Genomic DNA, 23,074 nt, shown 5'->3' on the forward strand with positions numbered 1-23,074 from the left:
GGAGAGTGCTGGCTGGCTCTTCACTCCCCCCAGGCCAACACCTTTTAGTCCACCTGAAAATGTACGGAATGCCTCGCTTGGCTTGACTGACCAATGCAGCCATCAGGCTAGTTTCACCTTGATACTTCAAGATTGGCCGGGCACAACGATCAGCGACCAAAGGGCTTGGTTCCCCCTCGGCAAAAGCCCGCCATGTGCGTAATACCGATCAGTTAAGAAGAAGATCCCTGTAGGAGCGAGCTTGCTCGCGAAGAACTCCAGCACAACGCGTTAAACCAGGCAGTACGCGTTATCGTTGACGTTTTTCGCGAGCAATCGAGCGTCGACCGGCTACTCCTACAGTGGAGTCAATCGCTAAACTGATCGGCATTACGCCATGTGCGGGCTTTTTGTCGCCTGTCATCGGCAAATGCCCTGGCAAGCCAGCCTGGCTAATCCAAGGGTTGACGTCGCGGTGGCATCAACTCATGCCCAGCCAGTTCGGTAGGACCAAGGATATCCAGGGCACGTAAGTAATCAGGATCAAGAACAGCAGCAATAGCATTAGCCACGGCATGGCGGCTCTTATGGTTGCAGGCAGGGTCATGCCTGTCACCGCGGAGGTGACGAACAGGTTCAGCCCCACCGGTGGCGTGATCAGGCCGATCTCCAGGTTCACCACCATGATGATGCCAAGATGAATCGGGTCGATACCCAACTTCATGGCGATGGGGAACAGTATCGGTGCCAGGATCAGGATGATGGCCGAGGGCTCCATGAAGGCGCCCGCAACCAGGAGCACAATGTTCATCACGAGCAGAAACATCACGGGTGTCAGCCCGGCTTCGATGACCCAGGCGGTGATTTGCTGAGGCAACTGCTCGGTGGTCAGAACGTGGGCGAAGAGCATGGCGTTGGCAATGATGAACATCAGCATGATGCTCAACTTGGCAGACTCCAGCAGTACTTTGGGTGTTTCGCGCAACGTCAGGTCTTTGTACACGAACAGGGCAATGAAAGCCGAATACACCGCCGCCACCGCCGCCGCTTCGGTCGGGGTGAACATTCCCGAGTAGATGCCGCCAAGAATGATGAGCATCAGCAGCAGGCCCCAGATCGCCTTACGTGCCGTGCCAAGCCATTCACGGAACGTCGCGCGCGGCATGGCGGGCAGTTTTCTCTTCAGGGCGACGATGTAGATTGCGATCATCAGCACTCCCCCCAGCAACAAACCCGGTACCACTCCAGCCATAAACAACTTGCCGACGGAGGTTTCGGTTGCTGCGGCATAGACCACCATCACGATCGAGGGCGGAATCAGGATGCCCAAGGTTCCTGCGTTACACACGATTCCTGCGCCAAAGGCTTGCGGATAACCGGAGCGGACCATGCCGGCGATGGCAATGGAACCCACCGCCGCCACTGTCGCCGGGCTGGAGCCGGATAGAGCGGCGAACAGCATGCAGGCCAGCACCGCTGCAATGGCCAAGCCACCACGAATATGCCCGACACAGGCGTTAGCGAAATCGATCAAGCGACGCGCGACGCCACCCGTCGTCATAAAGGCGCCAGCGAGCAAGAAGAACGGAATCGCCAGCAATGTGTAGTGCTCGGACGTCTCGAACAGCTTGATTGCCAGAGAGCGCACGGAGTCCTGGCTGAAAAAAACGATGGTCAGCGAGCCCGCCAACCCCAGGGAAATCGCAATGGGAATGCCGATGAACATCAGCACGAACAGGGTCACAAACAGGAAGGCAATCGTCATGACTTGTCATCCTCGTGCTCGGTCAGTTTCATCGCATCAGTGGCTTCATCGGCCAGGCCCAGGCCGGTCTGGCGGTTTTGCAGAATGCGCACGAGAATTTCAGCGAAGCGGATAAATACCAGCGCGAAGCCCAAAGGGACAATCAGCCCTACATGCCATTGCATGATGCCGAAGTGGCCCAGGTCCTCGGCACCTATACCGGCGATCATCAGGGTCCGGATCCATTCGAAACTGGCAACACTGAGCAGTCCGGCATAGGCCAGGCAGCAAAGGCAGGCCATGATGCCAATGCGTTTCTGGACGGATCTGCTGGCAAGCCGTACCAGCGCATCAACGCCGATATGGCCGGCTGTGCGCACACCGTAGGACAATCCGAAGAAGATCAGCCAGCCAAACAGGGCCTTGGTTAGCGAGGTACTCCAGGTCATGCCCTGAGCCATCGTCATGACCCGATCGCCCATGGCGAACAGCGCTTCGCTGGCGCCTTGCCAGCTCTCGGCAAGGCGGTAGAACAGGGTATAGAGATTGTTGAGGATGACGTAGACGAAGGTGATCAACGTCATGGCCGCCAGAAGGAAGGCGATGAAGCCCTCCTCGAAGTGTTCCCAGATGCGCCGAAGGACATTCATGGATAGCCGCTCCTGTCGCGTGATGACAGGCAGGTGTGTGACAGCACCTGCCGATCGGTCATTGAGCCTGGTTGGCTGCTTGCGCGGCGTCGATCAGCTCGGGGCCGATATCGCCTTCGAATTTTTTCCAGACCGGCTTCATCGCGACTCGCCATTGTTCCCGCTGCTCAGGTGTCAGGATGATGATCTCGCTGGTCTTGGCCGCCACAATGCTCTGCTTGGCGTTCTGGTTCAGTTGCTCGGCTTCTTTGTTCACCTGGACGGTGACTTCGACGAGGATCTTTTCCAGCTCGCTGCGAATCTCCGGCGACAAACCGTTCCAGAACCTGGTGTTGGTGATCAGCATGTAATCAAGTACACCGTGATTGGATTCGGTGATGTATTTCTGCACCTCATGCATCTTCTGGCTGTAGATGTTCGAGTAGGGGTTTTCCGCACCGTTGACCACACCGGTCTGCAATCCCTGATACACCTCGGCGAAGCTCATCTTGCGTGGGTTGGCACGCACGGCCTTGAACTGCTCCTCAAGCACCGCAGAGGCTTGCACCCGGAACTTCAGGCCACGGGCGTCGCCAGGAACCCGCAGCGGCTTATTCGCGGAGAGCTGCTTCATTCCATTGTGCCAATAGGCCAGGCCGGTGATGTTCTTGCTTTCCATGGACTTGAGCAGGCCCTGGCCCTGTGGACTCAACTGGAAGCGATCGACGGCGGCGATGTCATCAAACAGGAACGGCAGGTCGAACAACTGGACGGTCTTGGTGTACTGCTCGAACTTGGCCAGCGACGGTGCAATCATCTGTACGTCCCCGAGCAACAGGGCTTCCATCTCCTTGCCATCGCCAAACAATGAGGAGTTGGGGTAGACCTCGACCTTGACCTTGCCGGGCAGACGCTCTTCCACCAGTTTCTTGAACAACAGGGCGCCTTGGCCTTTGGGAGTCTGCTCTGCAACCACATGGGAGAATTTGATGACCACCGGATCCGCAGCCATTACCGGGCTCATGGTGCTCAGAGCAAGAGCACAGGCGAATGCGTTCCACATAGACTTGAACATTAGGGGGTACTCCTCTTGTTTTTGTTTTTCCTGCAGTCCCGGCTCCATGCTCAGGAATACATAGGCACGGCGAACAAAAGGTAGTCTAGGCATAAAATGGCCGGGTGGGATTTACACGCCGAACGCTCACTGGTCGAGTTTCGATTCCTTGCGAAACAATGCCCACTGAATAGTCGATGTCCTTGGACACCTGCACCAAAACCGGCTCGCCCAAGAAACTGTTCTGATGGAATTGACCTTGAGGGACGAGAGCCAAGGTACGACAGATACTGGCGACAATATCCATTGCACGCTTTACACAATCGGTGATGGATACTTCCTCGATCTGTGACATTGACGGGCGCATCGCTTTAACCCGACCAATGCCTCCGACGATGAGGCATATTTGAAGTCCGATCCGGCGACGCTGGCAATGGCCCCTCCAGCGATAACGGGGACGCCGAGAAAAAACAGCCAAAATTCAGGCTGGATCCGCAGAAAACCAACCGCAGGGCACTGAGCTGGGACGATCTTGTACAGCGCAAGCTCGGCTTCGACGATGCCGACTACATCGGTGAGGACACTGCGCTGCCCTTCGGCGCAATTTATCGAGGGCCGACGGCGTTGATTTACATCTAACACCTGCGCAGCAAGACATTCGCCCGGGGATTTATGTTTGTTGAGAAGGCCGACCTTTGATTTGATCGAGATTGATCAATATCAATCGCGCCAGTGCCAAACGGCCTACATTCACCCAAAAGGCACGCGAAAGGGTACATGGCTCAGGACGCCAGGATCTGCCGGCCGTACAAGGATCTCGGGGCCCGTACCTGCCTCCATTCTCGGCAATATATAACCGTGGTTCACAGACAGGAGAAGACGATGACGATCCTACTGGCAAGTCAGCGGTTGCGCCTGTATGACAGCAATGAACTCGATGACGTGCTGCAAACGATGGCGCGCAAGGCCACTACCTTGCTGCCACCGGCGCACGCCGCACTGATTGGCATCCAGCGTCGGGGTGAGCCTTTGGCTCAGCGGTTGCGCCAGTACATTGCGCACCAGACCGGTCAGCAGGAACTCCCTCTCTACCCTCTTCAGATCAAGCGCTACGCCGACGACCTGCAAGTGGTGCATACCTACACGCAACTGACGGAGAACCCGGCGCTGAGCAAGCTGGACCTCGCCAATACCCCCTTGCTGGTGGTCGATGACGTGCTGTTCGAAGGCTATTCGCTGCTGCGTACTTGCGCGTATCTGGCGCAACTGGGGGCTCGTCGGGTCTACACCGCCGTATTGGTCGACCGGCATGCCTGCCAGCAACCGATCCGCGCCGACATTGTCGGCGTGCATCTGCAAGTCGCTACCACTGACATCGTCGAATGTAACGTGCCGCCCTTCGAACAGGAGTTTTGCATAGAGGTGGTGCGGCATGGCGCCGCCCGCTGACGGTGTCACCGATCAAGGAGTAGCCTTGTCACTGGAGTTCCAGATCGGCAAAGCGGCAAGAGATCAGCATCACCTGCCACGACGATGAAGCGCATTTACCAACGGCCTCCAAGGAGGCCTGCTCACCCTGCCCCGCTTCTTTTTGCCCTGCAAGGCAGCGAGTCCTATGCCTTGCACCTAAATGGGTGACCATAGATTTCATCAGACCACTACAACTCCACCCACTGATCGAACACAGCCTCGAAGGCATGCTCTATCGCAAAACGAACAGCACGGCGCTGCTGTTTATGGTGTTCATAGGGATTAATGACTTGGGCAACCAAGGCGCGCGCCTCATCACGTCGGGTACGTGCTTCTTTGAGGCTGATTTGCGGGTAACGCCCCAAGGACATACGCTTCTGCTTGCCTGTCCAGTAGTAACGGTGGTTTCCGCCGGAACGAAAAAAGGACCCGAAGGTCCTGATTTCAATCACCTACAGAATTCAGCGGAACTCTGCAGTGCTATGTTTGGAGCGGGAAACGAGACTCGAACTCGCGACCCCGACCTTGGCAAGGTCGTGCTCTACCAACTGAGCTATTCCCGCGTCTTGGTGGTGTGCATTCTATAGAAATTCGAAACTGCGTCAACCCCTTGATTCAAAAAAGTTTTATTTCTTTTCCACATCGGTCTTCAGATGCGGCCAGGCAGCGCGCAGGTACTGCAGCATGGACCACAGGGTCAGCCCTCCCGCGATCAGCAACAGGGCATAACCGAGCAGCACCCAGAAGGTGAAGGCCGGCGGGTTGGCCAGCAGGATCACCAACGCCAGCATCTGCGCGGCGGTTTTCCATTTGCCCATGTTGGACACCGCCACTTGCGCACGGGCACCCAGTTCGGCCATCCACTCGCGGAGGGCGGAAACGACGATTTCACGTCCGATGATCACCGCCGCCGGCAGGGTCAGCCACAGGTTGCCGTGCTCTTGCACCAGCAACACCAGGGCCACCGCCACCATCAACTTGTCGGCCACCGGATCGAGGAAGGCCCCGAACGGCGTACTTTGCTCCAGACGCCGCGCCAGGTAGCCATCGAGCCAGTCGGTGGCCGCGGCGAACGCGAAGACGGAACTGGCGGCCATGTAGCTCCAGTTGTAAGGCAGGTAAAACAGCAAAATGAAGATCGGAATGAGCAGAACGCGTAGAACGGTGATCAGATTAGGGATATTCATCGGCACAACTGGCTACGAGGTGAAAGGGCATTCTACTCGCTGTGCAGGTTTGCATAAATCAACTCAGCGAGCTTTTTACTGATCCCCGGTGCTTTGGCGATCTCGTCGATGCTTGCACGAGACAGCTCCTGCAATCCACCAAAATGTTTCAGCAGCTCGCGGCGGCGCTTGGGGCCGACGCCGGCCACGCCTTCGAGGGTCGAGGTGCGGCGGGTCTTGCCGCGGCGTGCGCGGTGGCCGGTGATCGCGAAACGGTGGGCTTCGTCGCGGATCTGCTGGATCAGGTGCAGCGCCGGTGAATCGCCCTTGAGGGTGAACTCATGGGCGGCATCGTTGAGGTAGAGGGTTTCGAAACCGGCCTTGCGCGTCGCGCCCTTGGCCACCCCCAGCAGGATCAGGTCGGGCACCGCCAATTCGTTGAGCACGTCGCGGGCCATGGACAATTGGCCCTTGCCGCCATCCACCAGCAGGATGTCCGGCAGCTTGCCCTCGCCGTCCTTGAGTTTACTGAAGCGCCGGGTCAGGGCCTGGTGCATCGCCGCATAGTCGTCGCCGGCGGTGACGCCCTCGATGTTGTAGCGCCGGTAATCGGACTTCAGCGGCCCTTCCGGGCCGAACACCACGCAGGACGCAACGGTTGCCTCGCCGCTGGAGTGGCTGATGTCATAGCACTCCAGGCGTTGTGGCGGCTCGTCCAGGTTCAGCACTTCGGCCAGGGCCTCGAAACGTGCCGCCACATGCTGGCGGTTGGCCAGGCGTGCGCTCAGGGCCTGTTCGGCGTTGGTCACCGCCAGTTGCTGCCAGCGCGCCCGCGTGCCACGCACCCGGTGGCTGATGCTCAGCTCACGGCCGCGCAAGGCCTGGATCGCGGTGATCAGGGTCGGGAAGTCTTCATGGACCACGTTGACGATCAGCTCGCTCGGCAGGTCGCGCTCCGGGCTGCTGAGAAAGTACTGGCCGAGGAACGCCGACATGACCTCGGCCACGTCCTCCTCGATACCCACCTGGGGAAAGAAATTCTTGCTGCCCAGCACCCGGCCGCCACGCACGCTGATCAGGTGCACGCAGGCGCCGCCCGGGTTGACGAAGGCCGCCACCACGTCGACATCGCCACTGCCGCCTTCCATGCTCTGCTGGTCCTGCACCCGCCGCAGCAGGGAAATCTGGTCGCGCAGCTCGGCGGCTTTCTCGAAGTCCAGGGTACTGGCCGCCTGTTCCATGCCAGCCGACAACTCATCGGTCAGGGCATTGCTGCGACCCTCGAGGAACATCACCGAGTGGCGCACATCTTCGGCGTACACCTGCGCCTCTACCAGGCCGACGCACGGTGCCTTGCAGCGCTTGATCTGATATTGCAGGCACGGCCGGGTGCGGTTCTTGTAGTAGCTGTCCTCGCACTGGCGGACCATGAAGGTCTTTTGCAGCAGGCTCAGGCTCTCGCGGATGGCCCCGGCGCTGGGGTACGGACCGAAGTACTTGCCCTTCTGTTTTTTCGCCCCGCGATGGATGCTGAAACGCGGAAACTCGCCGTCCGAGAGAAACACATAGGGATAGGACTTATCGTCGCGCAACAGGATGTTGTACGGCGGCCGCCATTCCTTGATCAGCGTCTGCTCGAGCAGCAGGGCCTCGGTTTCGTTGGCGGTGATGGTGGTTTCGATCTGCGCGATACGCCCCACCAGGGCGGCGGTCTTCGGCGCCAGGCCGGTCTTGCGAAAGTAGCTGGCCAGGCGGTTCTTCAGGTTCTTGGCTTTACCGACGTAGAGCAGGCGTGCATCGCTGTCGAACATGCGATACACGCCAGGACGGCCACTGCAGGTGGAAAGAAAAGCACTGGGATCAAACGGGTCGGTCATTGTCAGGCGCTGGCATCGACCATGCCGTGGCGAACCGCCAGCAACGTCAATTCGACATCACTGCTGATCGAGAGCTTCTCGAGGATACGGTAACGGTAGGTATTCACGGTTTTCGGTGACAGGCACAGCTTGTCGGAGATGATCTGCACTTTCTGGCAGCCGACAATCATCAGCGCAATCTGGATCTCGCGCTCCGACAAGGCGTCGAACGGCGATTCACTGGACGGCTGGAATGACTTGAACACCAGTTGCTGGGCAATCTGCGGGCTGATGTAACGCTGGCCGGCAAACACCAGGCGGATGGCCTGCACCATTTCATTGAGGCCCGCGCCCTTGGTCAGGTACCCCGCCGCACCGGCCTGCAGCAAGCGGGTCGGGAACGGATCTTCTTCACACACAGTGACGGCCACGACTTTGATATCCGGGTGACTGCGCAACAATTTGCGCGTGGCTTCAAGACCGCCGATCCCGGGCATCTTGACGTCCATGAGGACCACATCGGGTTTCAATTCCCGGGCCTTGATCAGGGATTCCTCCCCTGACTCGGCCTGGCCGACCACTTGCAGGCCATCGATGTCAGCCAGCATTCGTGTAATACCTGTACGAACGAGATCATGGTCATCGACTACTAGCACCCTAATCAAGCAGACACCTCGCGATTTGGTCTTATAGGTTGCCGAACACCTTAGCAAAAAAGCAGCGTGCTGACCTAATGACAAGCACCATATAAAAAGCACCTGTTCACCAGGGGTATCCGGTGGTTGGTTAATGCGCTGCGAACGCCCTGCCCTAAGGCTCTCGGGCGTCCGCCTTTCTTTTCATGAGGTTGGAAACCGAAAGCTCGGCAAGGGTATGGGTCAGGTGCCGGATCGCGTCCTGATCTTCCTTGTACAAAGCCCGATAACTGACGAGGATTTTCTCTTCGCTCTGGCTGAGATTATCGACCCTGGTCGGGGTCCGCCTGCCGGTCACTATATAAAGGACATCGACCCCTTTTGCCGCCACCCGGGACAAGTAATCCGCCTTGGGTACACGGTCTCCACTTTCATATCTGCCTTGGGCATTGGCTTCCACGCCGCCAACTTCACCAAACTTTTTCTGCGACAACCCCAGGCGTTCCCTTTCCTGTCTTAACCGCGAACCGATTCCACTCATTTGGATGTATGATCCTTTTTTATGCACCCCTAGGGGTGTTACACCCTTCAAGCATTGAACAAATTTGAACGGTTTTGAACTATGCCCGGTATCCGCACTGCCGCACAAGCCAAGGCCTGGCTTGATCAACAAGGTAAATCGGTTCAACAGTTCGCCCGTGAACACGGGGTCGACCCAGCCACCACCTACCAGGTACTGGCCGGTCGCAAGAAAGGACGACGCGGAGAGGCGCACAAGGTGGCCGTATTGCTGGGTATGAAAGACGGCATCATCCTTGCCGAGCCCGAGGGTCCTGGCCAGGAACCTGCCTGAGCCTCGACTGCCCACCGCTCGGGACGACCACCGCCCCGTACAGCAACCAGCCGCTACGCATCCGTGGCGCTGCTTCGCTCCATCCGCAGAAAACACTCATCTTCCCCGACCACCTTCAGCCCCATGCGCCCATAGAGCGCCTGCGCCGGGTTGTCCTTGAACACCGTCAGCCGCAACAGCCCACGCCGTTCGTCGCGCGCCATCGCCAGCACCTGCTCGATAGCCCAGGCCCCTGCGCCTTGCCGGCGAAACGCCTCGAGCAGATGCAACTCGCGAATATACAAAGCCCTGGAATCGCGACTGAGGCTGACGAACCCCAGCACCCTGGCACCCTGGCAGATCAGCAGGTTCTCCCGCCCGGCCCAGGCCACATCGAAGGCTTCGTCCAGCCACAACAGGTCGTGACGGATGTAATACCCCAGCATGCTGCTGCGGGTCAGGTCGCGGGCGAAAACCAGATCCTCCAGGGTGCTGGCCGGGCGCAGATGGAAACCGCTCAAGGCGTTTCTACCCTCAGTTGCTGGCCACTCCAGCGACCGGCGATGCGCCGGGCGATCAGCAACTCATCGCCCGTGCCGGCCGCGGCCACGATCAGCCCGCCATCCGGGCCCCAGATCGCGCTGCGCCCCGCCGACACCCAGCCTCCGGTCGGCCCACCGTGGTTGGCCATCAGCACCAGCATGGCGTGCTCCGCGGCATAGCCCTGCAACAAGGCACTGTCTGCGGCGTAGCCTTTTTCGCTGATCAGCACGCCGGCGGCATAGATGCTGGCACCGGACCGCGCCGCCGCACGCGCGTGGCTGGCCTGGGAGAAATCGGCGCACACCGCCAGTGCGACTTGATCCTCGGCGAAAGTGAGGTTCGCGCCACCCGTGCCGGGGCTAAATACCTGCTCCTCACCAGCATGCAGATGCTGCTTGCTGTACACCGCCAGCGAACCGTCGGCGGCCAGTACCAGGGCGCCGATCAACAGCGGGCCCCCGGCCGACAGGCGGATGGGCATGCCCACCACCGCCGTCACCCGCAGCTCCCGGGCCAGGTCGCGCAACGGCTGCAACAGCGGGCTTTGCGGCAATAGCGCCCGCTCGGCCGCCAGCGTCGGTTCGTAACCGGTCAGGGACAGCTCCGGAAACACCAGCAGTTGCACGCCCTGCTCCGCGGCGATGCGGATAAAAGCCTGGTGCCGGGCGATATTGCCCGGCAGGTCGCCAGCGATGGACATCGATTGGGCGGCGGCAAGGGTCAGCGGGGTCATGATGGGTCCTGAACAAGCACAAATAAGGGCGTGGCGAGTGTGTCATAAAACCTCAAGGCGCTTAACTCATAGGCACTGACTGGCAAGCTAATAGGAATTTCTGATTGAACCGCGCCCCCGGCCTCTAGTAAGCTCGGCCCACTTCACGGAGAAACAGCATGTCGCCCCTCACCCTTTCCCTGCATCGCCATACTGCCAGCGCCTCGCGCGTCGGTGCGGCTGCCTGGGTGAAAAACGCCTGCGCTCCAGCGAGCTTTTATTTTGGGTATTGGTTTAGCCACTGGCGCGCCTGATACCCAAACGGCGCCCACTTGAACGGGTCGCCTACCAGAGAAAATCTCACCCCCGGTCGGCCTCCCGACCGGGGGTTTTGTTTTTCCGGGCCAACGATTTTCAACCACGACTTTCAGCGACACACCGAACTTACTGAGGATTCAAACCATGAACTACGCCACTTATTACCGTTACGACACCTGCTGCGCCTGGCGATTTAGCAGCCTCCGTTCGGGACAGCCTGCCGCCTCCGATCGGTCACCTACTGGTGGCAAACACACCTGCACAGCCAATCCGGCCAATTGTCGAACACCCCAGTAGGGCCGCGCGCGGGACACCACCCGCCGCCTGCCCAGGAAGCCTTGAATATGAATTCGTCCGTCTCCGCTCTACCGCTGTCTACCCGCAACTGCGCCAACGAAACCCTGACCCAGCGCCTGCCCAGCGCGTTGGAGCTCAAGCAGCAACTGCCGCTCAGCCCGGCCCTCAGCCAGCAAGTCGCCGCCCATCGCCAGGCGGTGCGCGCCATCCTCAACGGTGAAGACGCCCGTGTGCTGGTCGTCGTCGGCCCCTGCTCGATCCACGATCCCCAGTCCGCCCTGGAATACGCCAGCAACCTGGCCAGCCTGGCCGCCGAGGTCAGCGACGAGCTGCTGCTGGTGATGCGCGCCTACGTCGAAAAACCGCGCACCACCGTCGGCTGGAAAGGCCTGGCCTACGACCCGCGCCTGGACGGCAGCGACGACATGGCCGGCGGCCTGACCCTGTCCCGTGAACTGATGCGCGAAATGCTCCGCCTGGGCCTGCCGATCGCCACCGAATTGCTGCAACCCATGGCCGCCGGCTACTTCGACGACCTGCTGAGCTGGGTCGCCATTGGCGCGCGCACCACCGAATCGCAGATCCACCGGGAAATGGCCAGCGGCCTGGGCATGCCCGTGGGCTTCAAGAACGGCACCGACGGCGGCGTCGGCATCGCCTGCGACGCCATGCGTTCGGCGGCGCACCCGCACCGCCACTTCGGTGTCGACAGCCAGGGCCATCCGGCGGTGATCCAGACCCCGGGCAACCCGGACACTCACCTGGTGCTGCGCGGCGGCCATCGCGGCCCGAACTACGATCGCCAGAGCGTGGCCCAGGTGCAGCACGACCTGCAGAAGCTGAAGATCCCGGCGCGGATCATGGTCGATTGCAGCCATGCCAACAGCGGCAAGGACCCGTTGCGCCAGCCAGCGGTGTTCGACGAGGTCTTGGAGCAGCGCCTGCAGGGCGACTCGGCCCTGGTCGGGGTGATGCTGGAAAGCCACCTGTTCGAGGGTTGCCAGCCCCTGAGCCCGACCCTGCGCTACGGGGTTTCGGTGACCGACGGTTGCCTGGGCTGGGACGCCACCGAGCAACTGCTGCGCAAGGCCGCCCGGCAGTTGCGTAACGCCCGGCAAGACATTCCGGCTTCCGCCTGATCCTGGGACTGTAGCGAGGCTTGCCCGCGATGAACGATGACGCGGTGTACCTGACCTTTCGCATCGCCTCTATCGTGGGCAAGAGCTGGGCCTGTAGCCGCTGCCGCAGGCTGCGATCGGGGCACAGCCCCGTAAACCTGACGATGCGACATGCCTGGGCTGCGCGCTCGTCCGGCCAGGCGACCGCCGGGCGGTCGATCGCAGCCTCGCCAGGGCTCGGCAGCGGCTACAGGTGGAGCTGCCGGCCATCCTTTGCGGCAATGCCTTGACGGAACTTTGACGAGAAATAGGCTACACAATCCGGTAGGCTCACCACTTTCTTGAAAGGAGCAATTCCCATGGCCAAAGCCACCGCCCGTCATATCCTCGTTGCCAGCGAAGCCAAGTGCAACGAACTGAAAGCCGAGATCGAAGCCGGCGCCGACTTCGCCGAAGTCGCCAAGAAGAACTCCACCTGCCCATCCAGCCGTGACGGCGGCAACCTCGGCTCGTTCGGCCCGGGCCAGATGGTCAAGGAATTCGACACCGTGGTGTTCAGCGCGCCGGTCAACGTCGTGCAAGGCCCGGTGAAGACCCAGTTCGGTTATCACCTGCTGGAAGTGACCAGCCGCCAGGACTGATCCTGCCGCGCTTTGCGTGAACGACGGCCCGCCCTTTGGTGGGCCGTTGTGTTTGGGTTACGGCCCGCGCTGGTCAGCAGCGCGCCGGTAGCGTACAAATCGTGGTCATCGATCACCCGGCTCTTAAGGCTGACAATGCGCCTGCTTTTCCCCTCCATGATCTTCACCGCCCTGGCCCTGCTGCTGGGGACCGCGAGTGCCGATGCCGCACCGCAACATGCCTTGACCGTCTATGGCGAACCGGCCAAGTACCCCGCCGGCTTCAGCCACTTCGCCTACACCAACCCACGAGCACCCAAGGGCGGGAGCATGCGCCGCTCGGCCATCGAGATCGGCCGCTTCGACCATGTGTTGCCCTACATCGACAAAGGCATCGGCGTCTCGCAACTCGACGGCTACATCTACTCGCCCCTGGCCCAGCGCTCGCTGGACGAGCCCTACACCGTCTACGGCCTGGTGGCAGAAAAAATGGAGCGTGCCGACGATGGCCTGTGGCTGCGCTTCTACCTCAACCCCAAGGCGCGCTTCGCCGATGGCAAACCGATCACCGCCGAAGACGTGCGCTACACCTACAACCTGCTGATGACCCAGGGCAGCCTGCGTTATCGCACCCAGTTCGCCGACGTCAAGGACGTCGAGGTCGAGTCGCCGCGGGTGATCCGTTTCGACTTCAAGAGCAATGAAAACCGCACCCTGCCCCTGGATATCGCGACCCTGCCGGTGCTCCCCGAGCACTGGTGGAAGAGTCGCGACTTCGCCGGTGGCGGGGGTTACGAAGCGCCCCTGGGCAGCGGCCCGTACAAGGTGAGCAAGGTCGATAACGGCAACAGCATCACCTTCACCCGCGATGCCGACTGGTGGGGCAAGGACCTGCCGGTCAGCCGCGGCCTGTACAACTTCGACCGTTTCAGCATCGAGTACTTCGGCGACACCGACGTCGCCCGCCAGGTGTTGCGCGGCGGCGCCTACGACTACAACCGCGAGTTCTCCGCCACCGGTTTCTCCATCGGCTACGACAGCCCGGCCCTGGACGACGGCCGCCTGCAAAAGGCCCACCTGGCCAAGGAAGCGCCGCAACCGGCCCAGGGTTTTGTGTTCAACCTGCAAAAACCGATGTTCCAGGACCGCCGGGTGCGCCAGGCCCTGGCCATGCTCTGGGACTTCGAGTGGAGCAACCGGCAGATGATGCGCGACCTGTACATCCGCCAGCAGAGCTTCTTCTCCAACAGCGCCCTGGCCGCGCGGGCGCTACCGGACGCCGAAGAGCTGAAAATCCTCGAACCGCTGCGCGGGCAGGTTCCCGACGAAGTCTTCAGCCAGGTCTTCGAGGCGCCGAAAACCGATGGCAGCGGCCTGATCCGCGACAAGCAACTGCAAGCGCTGGCCCTGCTCGAAGCGGCCGGCTGGAAACCCGACGGCGACACGCTGGTCAACGCCGACGGCGAGCCGCTGCGCTTCACCTTCCTCAACAGCCAGAACGGCATCGAGCGCCTGCTGCTGCCGTACAAGCGCAACCTGGCGCAGATCGGCATCACCCTGGAGATCCGCCGCATCGACGCCTCGCAGTACGTCAACCGGCTGATGGCCCGCGACTACGACATGATCGTCACCGGCTACCCGGTGACCACCTCGCCGGGGCTGGAACTGTACAACTACTTCGGTTCGGCGGCGGCCAACGACCCCGGCTCCAGCAACCTGATGGTACTGAAGAACCCGGCGGTGGACAGCCTGATCAGTGGCCTGGTCAAGGCCACCAGCCAGCCGCAGATGCTGCGCTACGCCCATGCCCTGGACCGGGTGCTGCAATGGAATTACTACTGGATCCCCAACTACTACCCGCCGGGCACCTCCACCGTGTGGTGGAACCGCTTCGGCATGCCGGCCATTCCCGCCAGCAATGACGAAGCCATCGAAAGCTGGTGGGAAATGAGCCGCACGCCCCTGACCAACGAGCAAATGGCGGCCGAGCGCATCCAGCGCGGCAGGCCTGGAGGGCCGCACTGATGCTGGCGTATACCCTGCGGCGCCTGCTGCTGATCATCCCGACCCTGCTGATCATCCTGCTGGTCAACTTCGCCATCGTCCAGGCGGCCCCCGGCGGCCCGGTGGAACAGGCCATCGCCCGCCTGCAAGGCATAGGCGGTAGCGGCAACCTCGGCGGTTCGAGCGACGGCGTCGGCGGCAACTCGCGAGCCAGCCGTGGCCTCGACCCGCAGCTGATCAAGGACATCGAGAAACAGTACGGTTTCGACAAACCGGCCCACGAGCGCCTGTGGCTGATGCTCAAGAGCTACGCGCAGCTGGACTTCGGCAAGAGCTTCTTCCGCGGCGCCACGGTCACCGAGCTGATCCTGCAGAAAATGCCGGTGACCCTCTCCCTAGGGCTCTGGGCGACGCTGATCACCTACCTGGTGTCGATTCCCCTGGGGATCCGCAAGGCGGTGCACCACGGCAGCCATTTCGATATCTGGAGCAGCACCGCGATCATCATTGGCTACGCCATGCCGGCCTTCCTGTTCGCCATGTTCCTGATCGTGATGTTCGCCGGCGGCACCTCGCTGAACTGGTTCCCGGTGCGCGGGCTGGTCTCGGAGAACTTCGAGCAACTGAGTACCCTCGGCAAGATCGCCGACTATTTCTGGCACCTGGTGCTGCCGGTGACCTCCCTGGTGATCGGCGGCTTCGCCACCCTGACCATCCTCACCAAGAACTCGTTCCTCAACGAGATCACCCGCCAGTACGTGGTCACCGCCCGGGCCAAGGGCCTGAGCGAACGCCGGGTGCTCTACGGCCATGTGTTTCGCAACGCCATGCTGCTGGTGGTCTCGGGCATTCCCCAGGCGTTTATCAGCGTGTTCTTCGCCGGCTCCCTGTTGATCGAGGTGATCTTCTCCCTCGACGGCCTCGGGCGCATGAGCTACGAGGCCGCGGTGTCGCGGGACTATCCGGTGGTGTTCGGCTCGCTGTTCATCTTCACCCTGTTCGGCCTGCTGATAAAACTCATCGGCGACCTCTGCTACACCCTGGTCGACCCGCGTATCGACTTCGCCGCGAGGAACGCCTGATGCTCAAGCTCTCCCCGCTGGCGCGCCGGCGCTTCGAGCGCTTCAAGAAAAACCGCCGTGGCTGGTGGTCGCTGTGGCTGTTCGTCGGCCTGTTCCTCCTCACCCTTGGCGGCGAACTGATCGCCAACGACAAACCCTTGGTGGTCAGCTACCAGGGTTCGCTGTATTTCCCGGTGTTCAAGCGCTACACCGAGCAGGCGTTCGGCGGCCAGCTGCCGTTCCAGGCCGACTACCGCAGCGACTACGTACAAAAGCTGATCCGCCAGGACGGCGGCTGGCTGCTGTTCCCGCCGATCCCGTTCAGCGAAGACACGCCCAACTACGACCTCAGCGGCCCGGCGCCGAGCCCGCCGAGCGCGGTCAACTGGCTGGGCACCGACGACCAGGCCCGCGACGTGCTGGCCCGGGTGATCTACGGCGCCCGGGTGTCGATCCTGTTTGCCCTGGCCCTGACCTTTATCAGCGCCTTGATCGGCATCGCCGCCGGCGCCCTGCAAGGCTATTACGGCGGCTGGGTCGACCTGCTGGGCCAGCGCCTGCTGGAGGTCTGGTCGGGGCTGCCGGTGCTCTACCTGCTGATCATCCTCTCCGGCTTCGTCGAGCCGAACTTCTGGTGGCTGCTGGGGATCATGGCGCTGTTCTCCTGGCTGGCCCTGGTGGACGTGGTGCGCGCCGAGTTCCTGCGTGGGCGCAACCTGGAATACGTCAAGGCCGCTCGCGCCCTGGGCCTCAACGACCGCAAGGTGATCGTGCGGCACATCCTGCCCAATGCGATGAATGCCACCCTGAGCTACCTGCCGTTCATTCTCACCGGGGCGATTTCCACCCTCACCGCCCTGGACTTCCTCGGCTTCGGCATGCCGGCCGGCAGCGCGTCCCTGGGCGAGTTGATCGGCCAGGGCAAGCAGAACCTGCAAGCGCCCTGGCTGGGCCTGACGGCATTTTTCACCCTGGCGCTGATTCTCTCGCTGCTGGTGTTTATCGGCGAGGCGTTGCGCGATGCCTTCGATCCACGTTCTTGAATGAAGCGGCCCCTGAAATGACTGACAACCTGATCGAAATCCGCAACCTCAACGTCGCCTTCGGCGACCAGAAGGTGGTGCGCGACCTGTGCCTGGATATCCGCCCCGGCGAGTGCCTGGCCCTGGTCGGCGAGTCGGGGTCGGGCAAGTCGGTGACCGCCCATTCGATCCTGCAACTGCTGCCCGACTGCGACACCCACAGCAGCGGCAGCATTCGCTACCGCGGCCAGGAGCTGCTCGGCGCCGATACGCGGACCTTGCAGAAACTGCGCGGCGACCGCATCGCCATGATCTTCCAGGAGCCGATGACCTCGCTGAACCCGCTGCACAGCATCGAAAAGCAGATCGGCGAAACCCTGCTGCTGCACAAGGGCCTGGGCGGCAAGGCGGCCCAGGCGCGGATCCTCGAACTGCTGCGCCTGGTGGGCATCCAGAAACCCGAGGAGCGCCTGAAGGCCTACCCGCACCAGCTCTCCGGCGGCCAGCGCCAGCGGGTGATGATCGCCATGGCCCTGGCCTGCGAACCGGAGCTGCTGATCGCCGACGAACCGACCACCGCCCTCGACGTGACGGTGCAGCGCAAGATCCTGCTGCTGCTCAAATCCCTGCAACGGCGCCTGGGCATGTCGCTGCTGCTGATCAGCCACGACCTCAACCTGGTGCGCAGCATCGCCCAGCGCGTGTGTGTGATGAAGGCCGGGCAGATCGTCGAGCAGGCGCCGTGCGAAACCCTGTTCACCGCACCCAGGCACCCCTACAGCTGCGTGCTGCTCAACGCCGAGCCGGAAGGCGAAGCCCTGCCCCGGGACGAGCGCGAAGTGGTGCTGCAGGTGGACGACCTGAATGTGCAGTTCCAGATCGGCGGCGGGCTGTTCCGGCGCAAGCAGTACCTGCGGGCGGTGGACGGCATCAGCCTGAGCCTGCAACAGGGCAAGACCCTGGGCATCGTCGGTGAGTCCGGCTCCGGCAAGTCGACCCTCGGCCAGGCGATCCTGCGGCTGCTGGAGTCCGAAGGCAGCATCCGCTTCCAGGGCGAGGCCCTCGACGGCCTCAACCAGAAGCAGCTGCGGCCGTGGCGCAAGCAGATGCAGGTGGTGTTCCAGGACCCCTTCGGCAGCCTCAGCCCACGGATGTCGGTGCAACAGATCATCAGCGAAGGGCTGGAAGTGCACAGCCCGTCCACCGCCCAGCAGCGCGAGCAGCAGGTGATCCAGGCGCTGGAAGAAGTCGGCCTGGACCCGGCCAGCCGCCATCGCTACCCCCACGAATTCTCCGGCGGCCAGCGCCAGCGCATCGCCATCGCCCGCGCCCTGGTGCTCAAGCCGGCGCTAATCCTGCTGGACGAGCCGACCTCGGCCCTCGACCGCACGGTGCAGAAGCAGGTGGTGGCGCTGCTGCGCCAGCTCCAGGAGCGGCATGGCCTGACCTACCTGTTCATCAGCCACGACCTGGCGGTGGTCCGTGCCCTGGCCCACGACATGATCGTGATCAAGGACGGCAAGGTGGTCGAACGCGGCCCCAGCCACGCCGTGTTCGAAGCGCCGCAGCATCCCTACACCCGGGAACTGCTGGCCGCCGCTCACCCGGCCTGACCCGGCATTCCCCTGTAGCGAGGCTTGCCCGCGATGAAGACGCTGCGGTAGTGCAGGCCCACCGCGTCAAGCCTATCGCGGGCAAGGACTGGGCATCCCCCCTGCTCCTACAGAAGCACACCCCTGTAGCCGCTGCCGCAGGCTGCGAAAAGACCCGCAGGGTCTTCCAGCGCCAGTGATATCGCCACGACCGTTCCGGTCGATCGCAGCCTGCGGCAGCGGCTACAACGCAAGAGCCAGCCGTGAAGATTCCCGGCATAATCGGCGCCGCGCTCCCTTCAGGACCTTCCCCATGAACGACACCGAAAGCCTCAAGGATTACCAGCGGGTTCGCCAACTGGCGATCCGTTCGCTGTTCGAGATCATCGAGCAATCCAGCGAGGGCACGGTGATCGTCGACCGCGACGCCAATATCGTCTGGATGAACAAGCGCTACGCCCGGCGCTTTGGCCTGGAGTCGGCGGCGTTCGCCATCGGCAAGGCCTGCGAAAGCGTGATCCCCGGCAGCCTGCTGCGCGAAGTGGTGCGCACCGGGCGGCCGATCCTGCTGGACATGCAGGACACCCCCAAGGACCCGCTGGTGGTGATGCGCCTGCCGATCCACGACGATGCCGGGGCGGTGATCGGCGCCATCGGCTTTGCCCTGTTCGACGAACTGCGCAGCCTGTCGCCGATGCTCAAACGCTACCTGAGCATGCAGCAAGAGCTTGCTTCCACGCGTTCGCTGCTACGGGCGCGGCAGACCAAATACAACTTCGCCCACTTCATCGGCACCAGCGCCGCCAGCCTGGAAGTCAAGCGCCGCGCCCGGCGCAGCGCCAGCGCCGACTCGCCGGTGCTGCTGCAAGGCGAGACCGGCACCGGCAAGGAACTGCTGGCCCAGGCCATCCACGCCGCGTCGCCACGGGCGCACAAGGCCTTTGTCAGCATCAACAGCGCGGCGATTCCCGAAACCCTGCTGGAGGCCGAGTTCTTCGGCACCGCCCCCGGCGCCTTCACCGGCGCCGATCGCAAGGGCCGCGCCGGCAAGCTGCAGATCGCCCAGGGCGGCACGCTGTTTCTCGACGAGATCGGCGACATGCCCCTGCCCCTGCAAAGCAAGCTGCTGCGGGTGCTGCAAGAGAAAGAGTTCGAGCCGGTGGGCTCCAACGAGGTGATCCAGAGCGATGTGCGGGTGATCGCCGCCACCTCCACCGACCTGGAAGCGGCGATCAAGCGTGGCGAGTTCCGCGCCGACCTGTACTACCGCCTCAATGTGCTGCCGATCCAGGTGCCGCCGCTGCGCGAACGCCTGGACGACCTGCCGGCCCTCAGCGAAGCCATCCTCGAAGAACTGCGCAGCCAGCACGAACTGACTCCCGATGCCCTGGCCCTGCTCGGCCAGCATGCCTGGCCCGGCAATATCCGCGAGTTGCGCAACGTGCTGGAACGCGCCGCCCTGCTCAGCGACGACCTGACGCTCAATGCCGGCGACCTGCGCGCGGCCATCGGCACCTTCAGCCCGGTGCCGCGCGCGGCCAGCGCCCAGGCCGCCGAGGTGCAAGCCCATGAAACCTTCGCCGCGGCGCGCGAGCGTTTCGACCGCCAGGTGATCGAGGCGGCCCTGGCGCGCTGTGGCGGCAAGGTGGTGCAAGCCGCGGCGCGCCTGGGGCTGGGGCGCTCGACCCTGTACAAGAAGATGGCGGCGCTGGGGATCGAAGAATCTCAATAAAGAGACTTAAATCTCCACAAAGAGACAGCCTTGAGCGCTTCGCGCTCATCGCGAGCAAGCTCGCTCCTACAAGGGTTTGCAGCGTCCCTGCAGGAGCGAGCGTGCTCGCGATAAAAATCCCTCCGGCAAAACGTCTCGAATCAGAGACAAACATCGTCAACATCTTGCAAAAAACCAAGAAATAATCTTATTAATCAACCAGTTATACAAATGGCACAAAACTCGCTATAGCCCCTCCCACACCCGCAACACCCTACAAAAATAACAATCCTGGAGAGACACACCATGAGTGTGATCATTGCCTTGGCAGCCCTCGCGCTGCTGATGTTGGCTGCTTACCGTGGCTACAGCGTTATTCTCTTTGCCCCCATCGCCGCCCTCGGCGCCGTCCTGCTCACCGACCCGTCCGCCGTGGCGCCCGCCTTCACCGGCGTGTTCATGGAGAAGATGGTCGGTTTCATCAAGCTCTACTTCCCGGTGTTCCTGCTCGGCGCGGTGTTCGGCAAGCTGATCGAGCTGTCGGGCTTCTCCCGCTCCATCGTCGCGGCGGCCATCCGCCTGCTCGGCACCCGCCAGGCGATACTGGTGATCGTGCTGGTCTGCGCCCTGCTGACCTATGGTGGCGTCTCGCTGTTCGTGGTGGTGTTCGCGGTCTATCCGTTCGCCGCGGAGATGTTCCGCCAGAGCAATATCCCCAAGCGCCTGATCCCGGCGACCATCGCCCTCGGCGCATTCTCCTTCACCATGGACGCCCTGCCCGGCACCCCGCAGATCCAGAACATCATCCCCAGCACCTTCTTCAACACCACCGCCTGGGCCGCGCCCTGGCTGGGGGTGATCGGTACCATTTTCGTGTTCTGCGCCGGCATGCTGTTTCTCCAGCGCCAGCGCAACAAGGCGCACAAAGCCGGTGAAGGCTACGGCAGCGACCTGCGCAACGAGCCGGAAACCGCCGCCGACCTCCAGCTGCCCAATCCCTGGATCGCCCTGTCGCCACTGCTGCTGGTGGGCCTGATGAACCTGCTGTTCACCCACTGGATTCCCCAGTGGTACGGCAAGACCCACAGCCTGGCCCTGGCCGGCATGGCCGCCCCGGTGCAGACCGACGTCGCCAAGCTCACCGCCATCTGGGCGGTCCAGGCCGCCCTGCTGGTGGGCATCGTCATGGTCCTGGTCTTCGGCTTCTCGGCCATTCGCGGCAGGCTCGCCGAGGGCAGCAAAAGCGCGGTCAGCGGTGCCCTGCTGGCGGCGATGAACACCGCCTCGGAATACGGTTTCGGCGCGGTGATCGCCTCCTTGCCGGGCTTCCTGGTGCTCTCGGACTGGCTGAAAAGCATCCCCAACCCGCTGGTCAACGAAGCCATCACCGTGACCCTGCTGGCCGGCATCACCGGCTCCGCCTCGGGCGGGATGAGCATCGCCCTGGCGGCCATGTCGGAGACTTTCATCAGCGCCGCCCACGCCGCCAACATCCCCCTGGAAGTGCTGCACCGCGTGGCCGCCATGGCCAGCGGCGGCATGGACACCCTGCCGCACAACGGCGCGGTGATCACCCTGCTGGCGGTCACCGGCCTGACCCACCGCCAAGCCTACAAAGACATTTTCTGCATTACGCTGATCAAGACCCTGGCCGTCTTCGTCGTGATCGCCACTTTCTACGCCACCGGCATTGTGTGAGGTATTCATGAGCAATCTTGCGGGCAAGACCGCCCTCGTCACCGGCTCCACCAGCGGCATCGGCCTGGGGATCGCCCTGAGCCTGGCCAAGGCCGGCGCCAACCTGATCCTCAACGGCTTCGGCGATGCCTCGACGGTGATCGCCGAGGTCGCGCGCCTGAATAAAGACCACGGCGGCAAGGTCGGCCACCACCCGGCCGACGTCAGCGACCCGGCGCAGATCGCCGACATGCTCGCCTACGCCGAGCGCGAGTTCGGCGGCGTCGACATCCTGGTCAACAACGCCGGCATCCAGCATGTGGCGGCGGTGGAGGCGTTCCCGGTGGAACGCTGGGACTCGATCATCGCCATCAACCTGTCGTCGGTGTTCCACAGCACCCGCCTGAGCCTGCCGGGCATGCGCGCCAAGGGCTGGGGACGGATCGTCAACATCGCCTCGGTGCATGGCCAGGTCGGCTCGGTGGGCAAGGCCGCCTACGTGGCGGCCAAGCACGGGGTGATCGGCCTGACCAAGGTGGTCGGCCTGGAGACCGCCACCAGCAACGTCACCTGCAACGCCATCTGCCCGGGCTGGGTCCTGACCCCGCTGGTGCAGAAACAGATCGACGACCGCGCCGCGGCCGGTGTCGAGCCGCAACAGGCGCAGCACGACCTGCTGGCGGAAAAACAGCCGTCCCTGGAGTTCGTCACACCTTCGCAGCTGGGCGAGTTGGTCCTATTCTTGTGCAGTGAGGCCGGCAGCCAGGTGCGTGGCGCGGCATGGAATATCGACGGTGGCTGGCTGGCGCAATAAGCCGTTGTAGCCGCTGCCGCAGGCTGCGATAAGACTCGAAGGGGCTTTCAGCACCTGTGATATCGCCACGACCGTTCCGGTCGATCGCAGCCTTCGGCAGCGGCTACAGGGTTATGTGTATGCAGGTGGTACCGGCAGGCGACACAGACCTTGTAGCCGCTGGCGCAGCCTGCGATAAGACCCGCAGGGTCTTCCTGCGTCAGTGGTGGCGCCGCCGCGA

The 23,074-nt window shown here is 62.5% G+C and carries 20 protein-coding genes, 1 tRNA gene and 1 pseudogene; 11 read left to right on the forward strand and 11 right to left on the reverse strand.

Features of this window, described 5'->3' with window-relative positions; genetic code table 11:
- Positions 1-460: 460 nt before the first annotated feature.
- From dctM to dctP, 3 genes are read right to left on the reverse strand one after another with little or no spacing between them, the layout of a single operon-like run.
- Positions 461-1,744, reverse strand: coding sequence for a C4-dicarboxylate TRAP transporter large permease protein DctM (gene dctM / locus IF690_RS17860; RefSeq protein WP_202696742.1), 1,284 nt, complete (start codon positions 1,742-1,744; stop codon positions 461-463).
- The gene (locus IF690_RS17865) at positions 1,741-2,373 is read right to left on the reverse strand and encodes a TRAP transporter small permease (RefSeq protein ID WP_202696743.1); all 633 of its coding nucleotides are present in this window, start codon (positions 2,371-2,373) and stop codon (positions 1,741-1,743) included. Before IF690_RS17865 ends, dctM begins: the two co-directional genes overlap by 4 nt.
- 58 nt (positions 2,374-2,431) lie before the next feature.
- The gene (gene dctP, locus IF690_RS17870) at positions 2,432-3,427 is read right to left on the reverse strand and encodes a C4-dicarboxylate TRAP substrate-binding protein DctP (RefSeq protein WP_202696744.1); all 996 of its coding nucleotides are present in this window, start codon (positions 3,425-3,427) and stop codon (positions 2,432-2,434) included.
- A gap of 861 nt (positions 3,428-4,288) precedes the next feature.
- Between dctP and IF690_RS17875 the strand changes: the two genes are divergently transcribed.
- The gene (locus IF690_RS17875; protein WP_202696745.1) at positions 4,289-4,855 is read left to right on the forward strand and encodes a phosphoribosyltransferase family protein; all 567 of its coding nucleotides are present in this window, start codon (positions 4,289-4,291) and stop codon (positions 4,853-4,855) included.
- A 215-nt stretch (positions 4,856-5,070) separates the two neighbouring features.
- Here IF690_RS17875 and IF690_RS17880 read toward each other — a convergent pair.
- The 6 genes and pseudogenes from IF690_RS17880 to IF690_RS17905 form a co-directional block, all read right to left on the reverse strand.
- Positions 5,071-5,277: pseudogene (locus tag IF690_RS17880) on the reverse strand (Arm DNA-binding domain-containing protein); the annotation flags it as partial.
- A gap of 86 nt (positions 5,278-5,363) precedes the next feature.
- Positions 5,364-5,439, reverse strand: a tRNA-Gly gene (locus tag IF690_RS17885).
- 63 nt (positions 5,440-5,502) lie between these two features.
- Positions 5,503-6,063 carry a CDP-diacylglycerol--glycerol-3-phosphate 3-phosphatidyltransferase gene (gene pgsA, locus IF690_RS17890; RefSeq protein WP_009049612.1) on the reverse strand — a complete coding sequence of 187 codons (561 nt, stop codon included), beginning with the start codon at positions 6,061-6,063 and terminating at the stop codon, positions 5,503-5,505.
- A gap of 32 nt (positions 6,064-6,095) precedes the next feature.
- A complete protein-coding gene (gene uvrC / locus IF690_RS17895; RefSeq protein WP_202696746.1) occupies positions 6,096-7,919 on the reverse strand; it encodes an excinuclease ABC subunit UvrC in 1,824 nt (607 codons plus the stop codon).
- A gap of 2 nt (positions 7,920-7,921) precedes the next feature.
- On the reverse strand, positions 7,922-8,563 hold the full coding sequence (gacA, locus tag IF690_RS17900) for a response regulator transcription factor GacA (RefSeq protein ID WP_202696747.1): 642 nt from the start codon (positions 8,561-8,563) through the stop codon (positions 7,922-7,924).
- Positions 8,564-8,708: 145 nt separating this feature from the next.
- Complete coding sequence (locus tag IF690_RS17905) at positions 8,709-9,074, reverse strand: helix-turn-helix domain-containing protein (protein WP_202696748.1); 366 nt, start codon at positions 9,072-9,074, stop codon at positions 8,709-8,711.
- An 81-nt stretch (positions 9,075-9,155) separates the two neighbouring features.
- Between IF690_RS17905 and IF690_RS17910 the strand changes: the two genes are divergently transcribed.
- Positions 9,156-9,386: a DNA-binding protein gene (locus tag IF690_RS17910; RefSeq protein ID WP_202696749.1), complete on the forward strand. Its 231-nt coding sequence runs from the start codon at positions 9,156-9,158 to the stop codon at positions 9,384-9,386.
- Positions 9,387-9,439: 53 nt separating this feature from the next.
- Here IF690_RS17910 and IF690_RS17915 read toward each other — a convergent pair whose 3' ends face one another.
- Both IF690_RS17915 and IF690_RS17920 read right to left on the reverse strand, forming a co-directional pair.
- On the reverse strand, positions 9,440-9,886 hold the full coding sequence (locus tag IF690_RS17915; protein ID WP_202696750.1) for a GNAT family N-acetyltransferase: 447 nt from the start codon (positions 9,884-9,886) through the stop codon (positions 9,440-9,442).
- Positions 9,883-10,641 carry a carbon-nitrogen hydrolase family protein gene (locus tag IF690_RS17920; RefSeq protein ID WP_202696751.1) on the reverse strand — a complete coding sequence of 253 codons (759 nt, stop codon included), beginning with the start codon at positions 10,639-10,641 and terminating at the stop codon, positions 9,883-9,885. The genes IF690_RS17915 and IF690_RS17920 overlap by 4 nt, the downstream gene beginning before the upstream one ends.
- Positions 10,642-11,282: 641 nt before the next feature.
- Between IF690_RS17920 and IF690_RS17925 the strand changes: the two genes are divergently transcribed.
- The 9 genes from IF690_RS17925 (at position 11,283) to IF690_RS17965 (ending at position 22,854) form a co-directional block, all read left to right on the forward strand.
- The gene (locus IF690_RS17925) at positions 11,283-12,374 is read left to right on the forward strand and encodes a 3-deoxy-7-phosphoheptulonate synthase (protein ID WP_202696752.1); all 1,092 of its coding nucleotides are present in this window, start codon (positions 11,283-11,285) and stop codon (positions 12,372-12,374) included.
- 338 nt (positions 12,375-12,712) lie between these two features.
- The gene (locus tag IF690_RS17930) at positions 12,713-12,994 is read left to right on the forward strand and encodes a peptidylprolyl isomerase (RefSeq protein ID WP_007924449.1); all 282 of its coding nucleotides are present in this window, start codon (positions 12,713-12,715) and stop codon (positions 12,992-12,994) included.
- Between the two features lie 135 nt (positions 12,995-13,129).
- Positions 13,130-14,998 (forward strand): extracellular solute-binding protein, encoded by a 1,869-nt coding sequence (locus tag IF690_RS17935; protein WP_202696753.1) that lies wholly within the window; start codon positions 13,130-13,132, stop codon positions 14,996-14,998.
- A complete protein-coding gene (locus IF690_RS17940; RefSeq protein WP_202696754.1) occupies positions 14,998-16,059 on the forward strand; it encodes a microcin C ABC transporter permease YejB in 1,062 nt (353 codons plus the stop codon). The genes IF690_RS17935 and IF690_RS17940 overlap by 1 nt, the downstream gene beginning before the upstream one ends.
- On the forward strand, positions 16,059-17,081 hold the full coding sequence (locus tag IF690_RS17945) for an ABC transporter permease (protein WP_202696755.1): 1,023 nt from the start codon (positions 16,059-16,061) through the stop codon (positions 17,079-17,081). The genes IF690_RS17940 and IF690_RS17945 overlap by 1 nt, the downstream gene beginning before the upstream one ends.
- A gap of 17 nt (positions 17,082-17,098) precedes the next feature.
- Positions 17,099-18,673, forward strand: coding sequence for an ABC transporter ATP-binding protein (locus tag IF690_RS17950; protein WP_202696756.1), 1,575 nt, complete (start codon positions 17,099-17,101; stop codon positions 18,671-18,673).
- Between the two features lie 292 nt (positions 18,674-18,965).
- Positions 18,966-20,384 (forward strand): sigma-54 interaction domain-containing protein, encoded by a 1,419-nt coding sequence (locus IF690_RS17955; protein WP_202696757.1) that lies wholly within the window; start codon positions 18,966-18,968, stop codon positions 20,382-20,384.
- A 285-nt stretch (positions 20,385-20,669) separates the two neighbouring features.
- Positions 20,670-22,061 carry a GntP family permease gene (locus IF690_RS17960; protein ID WP_202696758.1) on the forward strand — a complete coding sequence of 464 codons (1,392 nt, stop codon included), beginning with the start codon at positions 20,670-20,672 and terminating at the stop codon, positions 22,059-22,061.
- A gap of 7 nt (positions 22,062-22,068) precedes the next feature.
- Positions 22,069-22,854 (forward strand): 3-hydroxybutyrate dehydrogenase, encoded by a 786-nt coding sequence (locus IF690_RS17965; protein ID WP_202696759.1) that lies wholly within the window; start codon positions 22,069-22,071, stop codon positions 22,852-22,854.
- Positions 22,855-23,074: the final 220 nt, after the last annotated feature.

It is taken from the genome of Pseudomonas sp. SK3(2021) (genome assembly GCF_016772375.1).
GTDB lineage: Bacteria > Pseudomonadota > Gammaproteobacteria > Pseudomonadales > Pseudomonadaceae > Aquipseudomonas > Aquipseudomonas chlororaphis_I.